At 35.5% G+C, this 13,204-nt stretch carries 14 protein-coding genes; 3 read left to right on the forward strand and 11 right to left on the reverse strand.

The window, feature by feature from the left end; all coding sequences use genetic code 11:
• Positions 1-181: 181 nt before the first annotated feature.
• The 4 genes from RT228_RS09280 to RT228_RS09295 all read right to left on the reverse strand — a co-directional run bounded on the left by RT228_RS09280 (position 182) and on the right by RT228_RS09295 (position 3,575).
• Positions 182-1,279, reverse strand: coding sequence for a Glu/Leu/Phe/Val dehydrogenase dimerization domain-containing protein (locus RT228_RS09280; protein WP_131540542.1), 1,098 nt, complete (start codon positions 1,277-1,279; stop codon positions 182-184).
• Positions 1,280-1,439: 160 nt separating this feature from the next.
• Positions 1,440-2,003: a ribosome recycling factor gene (frr, locus tag RT228_RS09285; RefSeq protein ID WP_006262790.1), complete on the reverse strand. Its 564-nt coding sequence runs from the start codon at positions 2,001-2,003 to the stop codon at positions 1,440-1,442.
• Between the two features lie 9 nt (positions 2,004-2,012).
• Entirely contained in the window at positions 2,013-2,732 is a 720-nt protein-coding gene (gene pyrH / locus RT228_RS09290; RefSeq protein WP_006262791.1) for a UMP kinase, read from the reverse strand.
• Between the two features lie 45 nt (positions 2,733-2,777).
• Positions 2,778-3,575: a patatin-like phospholipase family protein gene (locus RT228_RS09295; protein WP_006262792.1), complete on the reverse strand. Its 798-nt coding sequence runs from the start codon at positions 3,573-3,575 to the stop codon at positions 2,778-2,780.
• A gap of 192 nt (positions 3,576-3,767) precedes the next feature.
• Here RT228_RS09295 and RT228_RS09300 point away from each other — a divergent pair, with 192 nt between their 5' ends.
• Entirely contained in the window at positions 3,768-4,367 is a 600-nt protein-coding gene (locus tag RT228_RS09300; RefSeq protein WP_006262793.1) for a thioredoxin family protein, read from the forward strand.
• A gap of 120 nt (positions 4,368-4,487) precedes the next feature.
• On the opposite strand, the gene RT228_RS09305 is transcribed toward RT228_RS09300, so the two are convergent.
• On the reverse strand, positions 4,488-5,111 hold the full coding sequence (locus RT228_RS09305) for a YiiX/YebB-like N1pC/P60 family cysteine hydrolase (RefSeq protein WP_006257382.1): 624 nt from the start codon (positions 5,109-5,111) through the stop codon (positions 4,488-4,490).
• 299 nt (positions 5,112-5,410) lie between these two features.
• On the opposite strand from RT228_RS09305, the gene RT228_RS09310 reads away from it, so the two are divergent.
• Positions 5,411-5,779 carry a hypothetical protein gene (locus tag RT228_RS09310; RefSeq protein WP_006257381.1) on the forward strand — a complete coding sequence of 123 codons (369 nt, stop codon included), beginning with the start codon at positions 5,411-5,413 and terminating at the stop codon, positions 5,777-5,779.
• A gap of 84 nt (positions 5,780-5,863) precedes the next feature.
• Here RT228_RS09310 and RT228_RS09315 read toward each other — a convergent pair whose 3' ends face one another.
• Positions 5,864-6,952, reverse strand: coding sequence for a DUF6266 family protein (locus tag RT228_RS09315; protein ID WP_313138605.1), 1,089 nt, complete (start codon positions 6,950-6,952; stop codon positions 5,864-5,866).
• Positions 6,953-8,132: 1,180 nt separating this feature from the next.
• Positions 8,133-9,182 carry an MBL fold metallo-hydrolase gene (locus tag RT228_RS09320; protein WP_006260554.1) on the reverse strand — a complete coding sequence of 350 codons (1,050 nt, stop codon included), beginning with the start codon at positions 9,180-9,182 and terminating at the stop codon, positions 8,133-8,135.
• Positions 9,183-9,306: 124 nt separating this feature from the next.
• Here RT228_RS09320 and RT228_RS09325 point away from each other — a divergent pair, with 124 nt between their 5' ends.
• A complete protein-coding gene (locus RT228_RS09325; RefSeq protein ID WP_313138606.1) occupies positions 9,307-10,179 on the forward strand; it encodes an AraC family transcriptional regulator in 873 nt (290 codons plus the stop codon).
• 180 nt (positions 10,180-10,359) lie between these two features.
• Here the strand turns inward: RT228_RS09325 and truB are convergent, their stop codons facing one another.
• Genes truB through RT228_RS09345 form a run of 4 tightly spaced genes read right to left on the reverse strand, consistent with a single transcriptional unit; the run spans position 10,360 to position 13,026 of the window.
• Entirely contained in the window at positions 10,360-11,076 is a 717-nt protein-coding gene (truB, locus tag RT228_RS09330; protein WP_006257372.1) for a tRNA pseudouridine(55) synthase TruB, read from the reverse strand.
• A 2-nt stretch (positions 11,077-11,078) separates the two neighbouring features.
• Positions 11,079-11,885 (reverse strand): undecaprenyl-diphosphate phosphatase, encoded by an 807-nt coding sequence (locus RT228_RS09335; protein ID WP_006257371.1) that lies wholly within the window; start codon positions 11,883-11,885, stop codon positions 11,079-11,081.
• Between the two features lie 14 nt (positions 11,886-11,899).
• Positions 11,900-12,142, reverse strand: coding sequence for a DUF3098 domain-containing protein (locus RT228_RS09340; RefSeq protein WP_006257370.1), 243 nt, complete (start codon positions 12,140-12,142; stop codon positions 11,900-11,902).
• Between the two features lie 2 nt (positions 12,143-12,144).
• On the reverse strand, positions 12,145-13,026 hold the full coding sequence (locus tag RT228_RS09345; RefSeq protein ID WP_313138607.1) for a permease-like cell division protein FtsX: 882 nt from the start codon (positions 13,024-13,026) through the stop codon (positions 12,145-12,147).
• Between the last annotated feature and the right edge of the window lie 178 nt (positions 13,027-13,204).

Consider the following 13,204-nt stretch of genomic DNA (forward strand, 5'->3'; position numbering starts at 1 on the left):
ATGGAATAAAGAAATTGTCATAATGAGGTAATAATTATGAGAGAATAAAGAATTCGTCGATTATAGATAAGGAATAGAAGTGCTCTAATCGTAATGAAGAGCAGAGAACTATGTAATGAACGAGTGTTAGAAGGGAGATACAAAAGAAAAGCAGTCTAACCATAGACTGCTTTTTAAACGACTATTTCGTGTTTTTCTTTTTGTTGATTCTGTCTTCTGCTTTTTTCATGGCAGCTTGTTGAGAAGTAATATTGTGCTCTTTAGCATAATTAAGAACTTCTAATGTGGTGTTATAGATGTTTTCAGTGCGTTTTAAAGCTTCATCTAACCCATAGTGAACGATCTCACCAAAAACATTAATAATTCCTCCTGCATTGATTAAAAAGTCGGGAGCATAGACGATACCTCGTTCTTGTAGTCTTTTGCCGTGTATAGCTTCTACTGCCAATTGATTGTTAGCTGCTCCTGCTATTACTTTTGCTTTGATTTTTTCGATAGTATCATCATTGATAGTAGCTCCTAAGGCACAAGGAGAATAAATATCTACTTCTTCTGAGTATAGGTCTGTACCTGTAAATATCTTAGTATTGTATTTTTTAGCAACTTCAGCTACTCTCTCTTCATTGATATCAGTGATTGTAACTATAGCTCCACTAGCAGTTAAGTGTTTTACTAATGTCTCGCCGACATTCCCTATTCCTTGTACGAGCACTTTTTTGCCTTCTAGGTTATCTGACCCGAACTGATAATGTACTGCGGCCTTTAATCCCATAAATACGCCATAAGCAGTCACTGGTGATGGGTTGCCTGAACCTCCTAGACTTTCTGATATACCAGTCACATGAGGTGTGATGGTATGGATTAGATCCATATCAGCAGTAGTAGTCCCCACGTCTTCAGCTGTGATATATCTACCACTAAGAGAGTTGACATATTGAGCAAAAGCTTTGATGAGTTCTGGGCTTTTATCCTTTTTAGAATCTCCCATGATTACAGCTTTTCCTCCTCCTAAGTCTAGTCCAGAGATAGCAGATTTATAAGTCATTCCTCTAGAGAGGCGCAGCACATCATTTAGTGCTTCCCACTCTGATGCATAGTTCCACATTCTAGTTCCACCTAGTGCAGGACCTAATGTAGTGTTGTGTATACCGATGATTGCTTTTAAACCAGAATCTTTATCATGGCAGAACATGATTTGCTCGTGATTATCAAAGGATAGTTGACCAAATACAGGTGCTATCTTTTTGAGCTCTTCTGGTGAATAGATTGTTGTATTCATAATCAATGTATTTTGGTGTTAGTTATCTATAAAGATAAGTAAAATGTGTTGATTATGAGTGTGGTAACTTTTGTTTCCAATAAAAATAAGGATATCGCAATAACAACTCTCTAATTAGAAAGTATATGACAAAAAAAAATCCGCATACTTGCGGATTTTTTTAAACTTTCATGATTTCTGCTTCTTTTACTGCAAGAATATCATCTATTTTTTTTACGTAACCATCAGTTAATTTCTGAACTCTTTCTTCAGCATCTTTACAGATATCTTCAGATGTTCCGTTTTTCTCTTCTTTTTTGATATCGTTATTTGCGTCTTTACGCGCATTTCTGATACCTACTTTAGCATCATCTGCTTCAGATTTAGCTTGTTTAGCTAAGTCTTTACGTCTCTCCTCTGTTAATGCAGGGATATTGATGATAATGTTGTCTCCGTTATTCATCGGATTTAACCCTAGATTAGCGATCATAATCGCTTTTTCGATAGGTTGTAACATGTTTTTCTCCCATGGAGTAACTGTTAATGTACGTGCATCAGCTGCATTTACATTCGCTACTTGAGATAGTGGAGTCTGTGATCCGTAGTAGTCTACGAATACTGCTCCTAACATCTGTGGAGATGCTTTCCCAGCACGGATGTTTAATAATGTTTTTTCTAAGTGAGCTACAGTATTGTCCATAGACTCTTTGGCAGCGTCGATTATTAAATTGATTTCTTCTGTCATAACTATAGATTAATTAACGTTTACGGATACAGTAGTTCCTACTGAATCTTCTCCTTGGCAAACTTTTAATAAATTATCTTGTTTATTCATATCGAATACTACGATAGGCAATTCATTCTCTCTACTTAGAGTAAATGCTGTAGTATCCATTACATTTAGTCCTTTTGTCAAACAATCGCTGAAAGAGATTTTTTCAAATTTAACTGCTGTAGGATCTTTTTCTGGATCTGCAGTATATACACCATCCACTCTTGTTCCTTTTAAGATTACATCAGCGTTAATCTCTACTCCTCTTAATACAGCAGCTGTATCAGTAGTGAAGTAAGGGTTACCTGTACCAGCACCGAAGATTACGATTCTTCCTTTTTCTAAGTGACGAACAGCTCTTCTCTTGATATAAGGTTCTGCTACAGCCTCTATTTTTAAGGCAGTTTGTAATCTAGTTAACATTCCAGCAGCTTCTAATGCTCCTTGTAATGCCATACCATTGATAATGGTAGCAAGCATTCCCATGTAGTCACCTTGTACTCGGTCCATTCCTACATTTGCTCCAGCAACGCCTCTAAAAATATTTCCTCCACCTATTACAATCGCAATTTCAACACCTAAATCGTGAACTTTTTTTACTTCAGCAGCATACTCTGCTAATTTCTTAGGATCAATACCATATTGTTGATCTCCCATTAAGGCTTCTCCACTTAATTTTAGTAGAATTCTTTTGTACTTCATTGAAAGATATTTTTAAAGTTTTGCAAATATAAAGATTATATGCTTCTATGGAATAGCTTTTTTAAAAATATGTTGATTCTCTTCGAATGTCTCTTTCGCTGTTTGATATCCTAAGTCATAAATCTCATCCATTTTCTTTTTACTGCGTTCGAAGGTAGAGTAGAGTGTAAGCTCTTTGGGCTCTATAAGCCAGTCACATAGTTTGCCTAACTTAGCATTATTGATCGTTGTCATCAGTTCATATGCTCTGAAGGTTACAGATCGTATAGACGTTAGACTATCAGCACTTACTTGTTGAATAGGTGTCACATTACTTCCGATGATATAGTCACATTTGCTTTTTAGGAGCTCGATAGGGAAGTTATTGATAATTCCTCCATCGCTATATATTTTATTACCTATCTGATAAGGTGAGAATATACCTGGAAAGGCACTAGAGGCAAGGATTGCATCCACTACCTTTGTCTTCTTGTTAAATACGTGCAATTTTCCATTGACGATATCAGTAGCGTTAATGTATACAGGAATGTCTAATTCGCCAATTGTTAAGTCTCCAAATACTTTGTTTAGGTATTTATCAAAAGCGTTTACATCCATTAACCCTGCTTTCTTTAGAGTGAAGTGTTGCCAGTTGAAGATATTCACAGACTTAAAGAACATCAATATCTCTTTAGGTTCTATGCCTCTTGCATATAATGAAGATACTATAGAGCCTGCACTAGTACCTGCTAGATAGTCTGGTTTGATATGTTGTTCGTCTAAAAACTGTAATACTCCTGCATGGGCTATTCCTTTATAACCACCACCTGATAACACTAATCCGATTTTGGTTTTATGTATCATAATTTAAATTATTAAGCACGTCTAAAATGATCTATTCTATTAAGAAATACGTTACCCTAAGCTATTAACGGTCTAAACATGTCGCTTAGGTGTTAAATTTGCTTGGACAAATTACCTCTCTGACTTTTGTCATCATTTTATTTGCTGTAAAAGGTTTATCTTTGGTAATAACAAACAATAAAAGTACACAAAATGATAAACATTGATTCAAAATACATTGACAAAAGTTTTAGTTATACTGAATTTAGACAATTTGTTACTGATGCACTGACTAATGATAAAGCTTCTCTAGAGCTAAGCGACGATTATTTGGCTTATGCAGAGCTGAATGAGGCTAGACTTCACCGTTTAGACAAGACCATGAAGGTAGAAGAAGAAGTAGCTAATAAGTTAATTAGCTTAAAGAAAAAGTACACTTGGATAGTGATAACGGAATGTTGGTGTGGAGATGCCGCTCAGATCGTACCTATTCTTAATAAGATGGCTGAAGTAACTCCTAATATTGAGATGAGATTAGTATTGAGAGATAAGAATCTAGAACTGATGGATGCATTCTTAACGAATGGAGGTAGAGCTATCCCAAAGATGATCATTGTAGAACAAGATACTTTAAAAGTATTAGGACACTGGGGTCCAAGACCTGCTTTAGGACAAAAAGTAGTGACAGATTATAAAGCTGCTCATGGTGTAGTAGACGAAGCTGGTAAAGTAGAACTACAGAAGTGGTACACGAAAGATAAAGGACATGAAGTACAAAAAGAAGTAATCGAGTTAATGACTTCTTTTGAATAATAACTAAAAAACGCTCTTTCAAATTTTTGAAAGAGCGTTTTTTAGTTATAAATAAATGATTTTAGCCTCACTGAAGGATCTGTAATCAATAAAGTAATGTTTTAAACATAGAGAGTAAAACTATCTAACGATAGGACCTATGATGTTTAGCCTAGGGTCTAATGACATTCCAGCAGGATTACATCCAGGTGCTCCTTCAGGTATAGTCTGTCCTAATTTTTCAAAGTATGTTGCCCATACAGGGAATGTTTCTTTAGTGTACTTTGACTTATACGTCATTGGGTATAGATAGAAAAAACTTTTATTCTTATTAGATGCTTTAAAGGCTTCATAGATAAGTTCTGAACAGTAGTATTTACCATTAGCATATAGATAATTGACATCATAAGGAACACCTACTTGTTTTATAGCAAATTCCTTTGCAGCAGGAATTAGTTTAGTCAGTTTACCTTTTAGACGACCTATGTACATAGGTTCTTTTGTTTTGTTTAGGAAGTCTTCCATCGGCGTAATACATACTTCAGGCCAAGTAGCTTCTATGACTTGTAGACTACCCTCGTGTTCTATAACCATCCCCATATGATTAAAATTTAAATCATTATAACCAAAAGTTACTTCATTAATAGCATCACATAAGGGACCACAATCTATGTTTTGAAAAATAAGGTCACCTTCTTGATATTCTGTTTTTTGTCCCCAAGATAGTTGTGTGATAAAAATAAATAGGAAAAGTATATTACGCATAAGTTATGTTTTTAACCCAAAACAGATAGTAAATAAAGGCAGAGGTGTAACTATGACTATTTATTATCATTGTTCTAATGTGATATTAGAGGTGATAAAAGCAGGATAGGATACACTTAGTTAGTGCTATTTATCTATTATTTATTTTGGTTTTAGGCAAAGATAGGTGGAACATTACTGATTTTCAAATCGTTTTAACCATTAGTATGAATGGTTTACTAAGAAAAAGCCATGCTTTACTTATTTGTGGTGGGTGAAGAGTATTAGTATGCCTATTTTCGTGCTAAGAAAAAAATGTTATGTCGTTGATTATAAATAATAAAAAGTGTGTTTTATCTATACTAGGGCTTTTTCTTTTATTAGGCTGCAAAAAAGTAAAAGAGGATCCTAAAGGAATTGATGATTACCAGAAGTTAGAGAAAATGGAATATACCCCAAATGAAAAAGAAAGTGAATTATCATTCTTTCTTGTGGAAGGGATGGATCGCGAAGGCTTGCATTATACTGGTGAAGTAAAACTAAAAGGAGATGTCGGTGCTGGGTATATAGCGAGTGACAGTCTAGGTATTCGATTTTATATCGAGATAGAACGCTCTCAGGAAGGAGGACTCTTAGGTATGGATACCAATGGTAATGTCTATCAACTTGCTTTTAAAAGAGAAGAGTAAAAGGCATGATGATTTAACTGTAAGATGATTACAACTTATAGGATCGTAGTAAAGTAGGTAGGAATATTCATTTTATCACTCCCTCTATCTCTCCTCAGCCTTCAGTGCTTCTAAGACAGACCGCGCTCCATAAATAACCCCTTCATGCGTATTATTACTCGAAGAATATTCTCTTGACTTTATTTCTTTTATGATTTTCTTTCTGACTTGACGGATGAGCCCAGGTGGTAGTTCTTTTTTAGTTGTGGACTCTTCTTCCATAAGAGAGTTAGGAGGTGAAGATTCAATTATATTATCAGCTGTAGGTACAAGTGTTCTCTCGCTTTCAGTTCTCCTATTCCCAGTTTCTCTGTTCTCATTTTTCTCATTCTCTGTTCCCTTGTTACTTGTTCCACGGTTCCCAGTTTCTCTGTTCTCATTTTTCTCATTCTCTGTTCCCTTGTTACTTGTTCCACGGTTCCCCGTTTCTCTGTTCCCTGTTTCCATACTCTCCGCTCCCTCGTTCCCTGTTTTCTGTTCCCCGTTTTCTGCTTCTAAGATCCCATGAAAGCAACTTGTACTATGTACACTACCATCTTCTGCTTTCCACATACTCCACAGGTAGACTTTCCCCTCTTGCCATTCTTTCGGTAGAGCGAAGTGAGCATATCTATCTTTGCGTTGTCCGATAGTAGGGATAGTCATGAATTTATCTAATTCTTCGTGATACGCCATGATCGTTAGTGCGTCTGTATCGAGCGTCAGCGGATTAATCAGATGATTATCCCACTGTACTTTTAGCTTACCTGTCTTTAATCTATTGATTTTCTTGATCACAGCAGGAGCTAGGGTTCCGATAGAGAGCAGCACCTTGTCTATTTGTACATATTGCTCTCCTTCATGCATTGTGATGCCTTGTTTCATCAGCCTAGAGATCATTTGTTCTTTTCCTGTCATCCATTTCTCTCCGTTGTACACCGCAGGGCAATGCGCATTGACAAAATCCTTGAATTTACTCGCAAAGGTAGAGACGAGACTCATCTTATCCCATTGTTTCAACTGTGCTTCCGTCGCTTTTTTACTTGATTTTAGCGGCTTAGCGCGGAGTATATTTCTCCCTCTCCAGAGTACGCCCACTACGGTTCCTACCTTTCCTACTACAGCGCCTAATATTCCTTCTTTGATTTCTGCCATGATTATCTCGTTTTTTGGTTATTACAAGATATAAAATACTGATATATGATTATTTAACTGTTCAAACAATCGATAAAAGAAGTTGTCCTAATGTACATCACACTTTATAAAAATGAGGACATGAAATGAAGAATATCAAAGCGAATGATTTCGCCTTCTATAGAGCTTATTTTGAATATCTTATAATCACCTATCGTTTTCATAAAAGAAGAATAGAAGAAGTATAAAAGGACTATTATTGAGCAAAAGTTGCTTTAACCCCGTTATCATCCTAGTATTGTCCTATAATTGCCCAAGAAAAGGCTCTTATGGTTCAGTTTTACTGACTTTGTCAAATGGTTGGTGTGATTTCTGTTTTTAATAAATGACTGATATACAATCTATAATGTTTTTATGCAATTAAAAAAAATTAGAAAAAAGGAACCTTTTAGCAGGATTGGTTTTCTTCAAGTGGAGACAAGTGAAGGAAATAAGAGAAATTAGAGAGGGTATTCTTGTTTTTTGGCTGTAATAAGAGCGAAAAGAAGAAAAAGTGTTTTTAAATTTTTGGGTAATGTGATGTCGCGGATTATAAATCCGCGCCAACGAGTCTATTGAGTTAATTCTGTAAGTCACTGATTTAAGGTTGCTTATTCGTTATCTATGTCACACTGACGATAGGAAGGGTCTCACACGTAACTCTACAATCATGTAGAATGAGATTCTTCGCAAGCTCAGAAGGACAACGAGAACGGATGTGTAGGATGGGGGTGTTCGCAGGCTCAGAATGGATATTGGGAGTGGAGTAGTGTAAGTCACGGATTATAAATCCTCGACAATAAGCATGAGATTCTTCGCAGGCTTAGAAATACAATAGGCGTAAACGATACGATACAAAAAAAGCCACAAGATATCTTGTAGCTTTTTGATTATATATTGTTAGCGATTGCTTTTAATACCTGTTCTTCGAACTCTTCTGGAATGACTGCGTAGATAACATCGAAGCCTCTGATTTTGCTTTTGGGTAAGGCGCTCAGAGGTACTTCAGGGGTTACTTTGCTTCCAAAGATATAAACTAGAGATTAGATATAAGTCACTTAGCCTATCATATCAATAGTTAGTCTGTCTCGTCATTTAAGTACATTATGGCGAAGATAAATATCCTTAATTTCTAATTAAGTGAAGTGTTCTTCATTCTTTATTATATCTCATAATACTCGCGTTCCCATGTAGACTTAGGATTCCAGTTTATTAGGCTGTCTCCATATTTTTCTTTTTGATACGCCTGCATTAGTTTCAGTTTTTCTGGCATTTCATTCCAGTTAGGTATTGCAGATTGATTGCGTTTGCCTTTTAAGATAGCATCTACACTAGCATAGATACGCTCTGGCTGTATCCAATGAGTAAAAGGAGTGATGTCGATTAGTTTAGACATAGTCAGAGCATCAATATCTTCCGTGTAGTGTTTATCTATGGTCTCTAGAATATTCATGAGATAACTGTATTGTTCTTGTACAAAGTCTACGCCACATATAGCGCCATGACCAGGAACTACTATTTCGGGTTTGATCTCATTGATGATGCGATCTAATACTTTTACCCAATTTATGATACCTTTTTCACTGTAAGCAGAGCAGCCATTGAATACCACATCTCCTGCGAAGAGTACTTTCTCCTTTGGCATCCATAATAGTACATCACTATTAGAGTGGGATGGAGCTACATTTAGTAATTGTAACTCAGTGTTGCCAAGGTTGATTACCGTGTCATCAGTTATTTGTATATCTGGATTTATCCATTCAACTCCTGTCAAATCAAAACCTTCGAATTCGGCAGCGAAGAAGCGCTCCCCAATAGTAGACTCTAATGAGTCTTTACCGCGTTTAATAACAGCATCCATCCATTGAATATTCTCTGTGAGACGTTCTTGTACTGCGTTGTGGTGCATAATGATACACGAGTCTTCAAATACCTTGTTTCCCCATGTATGATCACTATTGTAGTGAGAGTTTACTACATAAGCAGGAGTTTTATTATTACTTATTTCGGTATATGCCTCTTTCATTTCTTGTGCATGAAATAGGTCAAAGAACGTATCGTATACCAGACCTTTTCCACGGTTAATGAAACCAGCATTAGCCCAACTTATTCCTCTGTATGGTGATATAGCAGCGAATACATTATCTGCTATTTCGTAGACTTTTATCCTTTGTTTTTGGATAATTCTTCCTCTTTTCTTTAAGTTGTTCATAGCTATGTGTTTAAATGATTTGTAATACAAAATTAAGATGATGATTAGAAAAGAAATGCACAATATAATGGTTAATAATGTGCAATTTGTTATCTTGTAGTTATGGGATTTATACTTGAGTAGGATGAAAAAAATAGAGAGATATAGTTTTAATTCGATAATAAAGAATCATACAGATCTAACTGCGTCTGGCGTCTTTATAACAAATGGAGAGGAAGATATAAAAGACTATTTTGCGTTTATTCCTCATAGTATAGATGCTTGTGTTATTGGATTAGTGACAGCTGGTGAGGCACAAGTAAGTATTAATTTGAGAGAATATCATCTAAAGAAAGGAATGCTAATCGTACTGCCTCCTAATGCTATAGTGGTGCCGATTAGTTTTACAGAAGATCTAAAGATGAAGTCTATCATGTTTACTTTTGACTTTGTGGCTCCACTCGCTTTGATACACGATTTTAGTATTGATCTACAGCTGTATAAATCTCCAGTGATTACTTTAAATGAAGCAAATTATAGTGTTGTAAAGAGGCTTTATAAGCTAATCAGTCAATGCTATTATGATACAGTTAATTTTACTCCGCATGATGTGTTAGAACATTTGCTTTATGCATTGATTATTCAGATTAGTCAATTAATGAAAACCTTGAAATCTAAGGCAAAAAGTAGTAGTCGTGCAGAGTGTATTACAGAGGATTTCTTTGTGTTGCTGTATAAACACTATAAGAGGGAGAAGGCGGTAAGTTTTTATGCGGATAGATTAAGTATTTCGACTGCTTATTTGACAACCACTATTCGCAAACAGACAGGGCATTCTATTCTGTATTGGATAAGTGAAGCTGTTGTATTGTATGCGAAGTCACTGTTGAAGTCTTCTAGGATGAGTATTAATGAGATATCTGAAGAATTGGGCTTTAAGGAGACGACGTTGTTCTGTCGTTATTTTAAACGTTATGCTGATATGACACCTAACCAATATCGAGGACTTAAAGTGTGAGTTTTTTGGTTGACAGTTTACAGTAGAGGGTTTACGGTTTACAGTTTTGCCCTTTGGGCATCATGTACTTAAATGATTAATATAGTAGATTAAACGATAAAAAAAACGATTTCACAGTTTTACAGAAATACGATTTCACAGAAAAACAAAAAAGCCACAAGATATCTTGTAGCTTTTTGATTATATATTGTTAGCTATTGCTTTTAATACCTGTTCTTCGAACTCTTCTGGAGTGACCGCGTTGATGACATCGAAGTCTCCGATTTTGGTTCTGCGTAGGGCGCTTAGGTGTGCTCCAGAGTTTACTTTGTTTCCAAAGTCATAAGCTAGAGAGCGGATATAAGTTCCTTTAGAACACACGACTCTAAAATCAACATTCGGAAGGGCTGTCTTCATTAATTCAAACTCTTCTATGGTGATAGGTCTAGTCGCTATCTCCACTTCTTCTCCTTTACGAGCGTGCTCATACAGACGTTTTCCATCTTTCTTAAGCGCAGAGAAGATAGGAGGGCGCTGTTCTGTAGTTCCCATAAAGGATAGTCTAGCTTCTTCTAGCAGATCCTCTGTAATATGCTCTGTAGGGAAGGTCTGGTCTATCTCTGTCTCTAAGTCATAAGATGGAGTAGTACCCCCTAGTGTGATCGTCCCTGTATATTCTTTTATTTGTCCCTGTAATTCACTGATTTGTTTTGTGGCTTTACCTGTACAGATGATAAGAAGTCCTGAGGCTAAAGGGTCTAAAGTCCCAGCATGTCCTACTTTAATCTTTTTTAAGTCAAAGTGCTTTTTTAATAGCCATTTAATTTTGTTTACTGCCTGAAATGATGACCAGTGCAGCGGTTTGTCTATTAATAGTATTTGCCCACTCTGAAAGGCTTCTGTATTGTATTGTATCATTCTTATTTAAGGTATCCGAAGTATAATAATAGTATAGCTCCAGCTATAATTCTGTAGTATCCCCAAGGTTTAAAACCGTACTTTTTAATGATTCCGATGAAGAATTTAATAGCAACAATTGATACAATAAATGCAATAACATTCCCTAATAAGAATAACTTCATATTATCAGGATTGTCAAGTAGTATCTCATATCCGATTCTTCCTGATTCATATTTTTTTAGTACAATAGAGTACACGGTCACAGCTGCCATCGTAGGCACAGCTAAGAAGAATGAGAACTCTGCAGCTACTTGTCTAGAAAGTCCTTGTTGCATACCTCCAATGATAGATGCAGCAGAACGGCTCGTACCTGGCATCATCGCAAGACACTGCCAAAACCCAATAGTAATAGCTTGTTTAACAGTAATGTCTTCTTCGCGAACTGTCTTAGGGTTCTTAAAGTATTTGTCTATAAAGATTAATACAAAACCACCAATAATCAACATAATCGCGATATAGATAGTCTCTCCTAATACCTTGTCAATGGCTTCGTCAAATAGCTTACCTAATACTAGAGCAGGGATAACTGCTAAGACTAGTTTTTTATAGAAGTTCAGTTTGCTGAAGTCAAAGAACTTTCTCCAGTATAGTGCCACTACGGCTAGAATAGCTCCAAACTGTATAGCTGTTTGAAATAATTTTACGAATTCGTCTTCTTGAATACCATAAGCAGAACTTACGAATATCATATGTGCAGTAGAAGATACTGGTAGATACTCTGTTAATCCCTCTACTATGGCTAGGAGGATAGCTTGTATTAAATCCATTTAATGTAGTTATATTATTTATTGTCTTTTTTAAATATTGCATAAACTGCTACCCCTATCCCGATAAAGAATACTGTAGGAGCTAGGTGAATACGTCTAAAGCTATAGATGTCTTCATTAAACTCTGTAGGAACATCGTTAGTAGCACCAGCCATTAAGAAAAAACTAAGTGCGATTAAAGCTATACTTACCAGTAGTATAATATAGTTCTTCTTTGTAAAAAGAAGTACATTCTGGTTTTGATCTTGATCTTTCATATTTAATAAAGTTCGTCTGATTTTAGGTTTAAGAATCTTTGTGTTGCAAAGAATGTACTGATACTAGTGATGATCACTCCTAAGATTAATATTCCACAGGATACGATCACTAGAGGCATATAATCTTCTTTAGGGTTGATATTTAGATCAGGTAGTTTACTGTCTGCATAGAATGTTAGGGCAGTAATAGCAATGATAGCTAGCAGAGAGCCTATTAGCCCTAGCTTCATACTATGTCTGATAAATGGGCGTCTGATGAAGCGCTTTGTTGCTCCTACCATTTGCATCGTCTTAATCGTAAAACGGCTAGAGAAAATTAATAGACGTAGAGAACTATTGATTAATAGCATAGATATAACCGTAAGAAAAGCTGCTATAGTAAGCACCCACTTCGTGATCTTATCTACATTCTCATTGACTAAATCTACTAGTTGTTTGTCATATTTTATATCGCTTATCGCTGTATTAGCATTGAATTCTTTAAGGATAACCTCTATACTGTCATTAACGACATATTCTCCTTTTAAGTGAATATCGTAAGAGTCTTGTAATGGGTTGAATCCTAAGTAATCGACGAAGTCTTCACCTAATGTCTCTTGGTGTTCTTTGGCAGCATCTTCTTTAGATACGAAACGATGCTCTTTTATATAAGCGTGCTTTTCTAGTTTCTTTCCAAATTTCTCTAATTCAGCTTTAGAAGTATTCTTCTCAAAGAATATAGTCATAGGTATATTCTCTCTAAAGTTGTCAGAGATTTTTTTAGAATTAATAACGAATAGACTTAGCGATCCTAATAGGAATAGGACCAAGAAAATACTAAGTATAACTGAAAAATAAGACGAAATTAGTTTTCGCTTTTGATATTTTTCATAAGAGCTAGCCATATATCAAATTTTAAGTGCGTAAAAATAACAAACAAAAATGTTTTTATTGAGACAATAACGATTAAAGTTTTCTAATTGTTATAAATATAGTTTATTTTTGCCTGAATTGACGGTTTTTTTTGTCAAACTTAGAATAGTGCTAGAAATTAGTTTTGTTTATTTAGGATTCAAGATGAGT

It is taken from the genome of Myroides sp. (assembly GCF_032073645.1).
GTDB lineage: Bacteria > Bacteroidota > Bacteroidia > Flavobacteriales > Flavobacteriaceae > Flavobacterium > Flavobacterium odoratimimum.

Bases quoted from the DNA above. Each gene is read 5' to 3' on its own strand.
- RT228_RS09280 (WP_131540542.1), bottom strand. From the start codon at position 1,279: ATGAATACAACAATCTATTCACCAGAAGAGCTCAAAAAGATAGCACCT.
- frr (WP_006262790.1), bottom strand. From the start codon at position 2,003: ATGACAGAAGAAATCAATTTAATAATCGACGCTGCCAAAGAGTCTATG.
- pyrH (WP_006262791.1), bottom strand. From the start codon at position 2,732: ATGAAGTACAAAAGAATTCTACTAAAATTAAGTGGAGAAGCCTTAATG.
- RT228_RS09295 (WP_006262792.1), bottom strand. From the start codon at position 3,575: ATGATACATAAAACCAAAATCGGATTAGTGTTATCAGGTGGTGGTTAT.
- RT228_RS09300 (WP_006262793.1), top strand. From the start codon at position 3,768: ATGATAAACATTGATTCAAAATACATTGACAAAAGTTTTAGTTATACT.
- RT228_RS09305 (WP_006257382.1), bottom strand. From the start codon at position 5,111: ATGCGTAATATACTTTTCCTATTTATTTTTATCACACAACTATCTTGG.
- RT228_RS09310 (WP_006257381.1), top strand. From the start codon at position 5,411: ATGTCGTTGATTATAAATAATAAAAAGTGTGTTTTATCTATACTAGGG.
- RT228_RS09315 (WP_313138605.1), bottom strand. From the start codon at position 6,952: ATGGCAGAAATCAAAGAAGGAATATTAGGCGCTGTAGTAGGAAAGGTA.
- RT228_RS09320 (WP_006260554.1), bottom strand. From the start codon at position 9,182: ATGAACAACTTAAAGAAAAGAGGAAGAATTATCCAAAAACAAAGGATA.
- RT228_RS09325 (WP_313138606.1), top strand. From the start codon at position 9,307: ATGAAAAAAATAGAGAGATATAGTTTTAATTCGATAATAAAGAATCAT.
- truB (WP_006257372.1), bottom strand. From the start codon at position 11,076: ATGATACAATACAATACAGAAGCCTTTCAGAGTGGGCAAATACTATTA.
- RT228_RS09335 (WP_006257371.1), bottom strand. From the start codon at position 11,885: ATGGATTTAATACAAGCTATCCTCCTAGCCATAGTAGAGGGATTAACA.
- RT228_RS09340 (WP_006257370.1), bottom strand. From the start codon at position 12,142: ATGAAAGATCAAGATCAAAACCAGAATGTACTTCTTTTTACAAAGAAG.
- RT228_RS09345 (WP_313138607.1), bottom strand. From the start codon at position 13,026: ATGGCTAGCTCTTATGAAAAATATCAAAAGCGAAAACTAATTTCGTCT.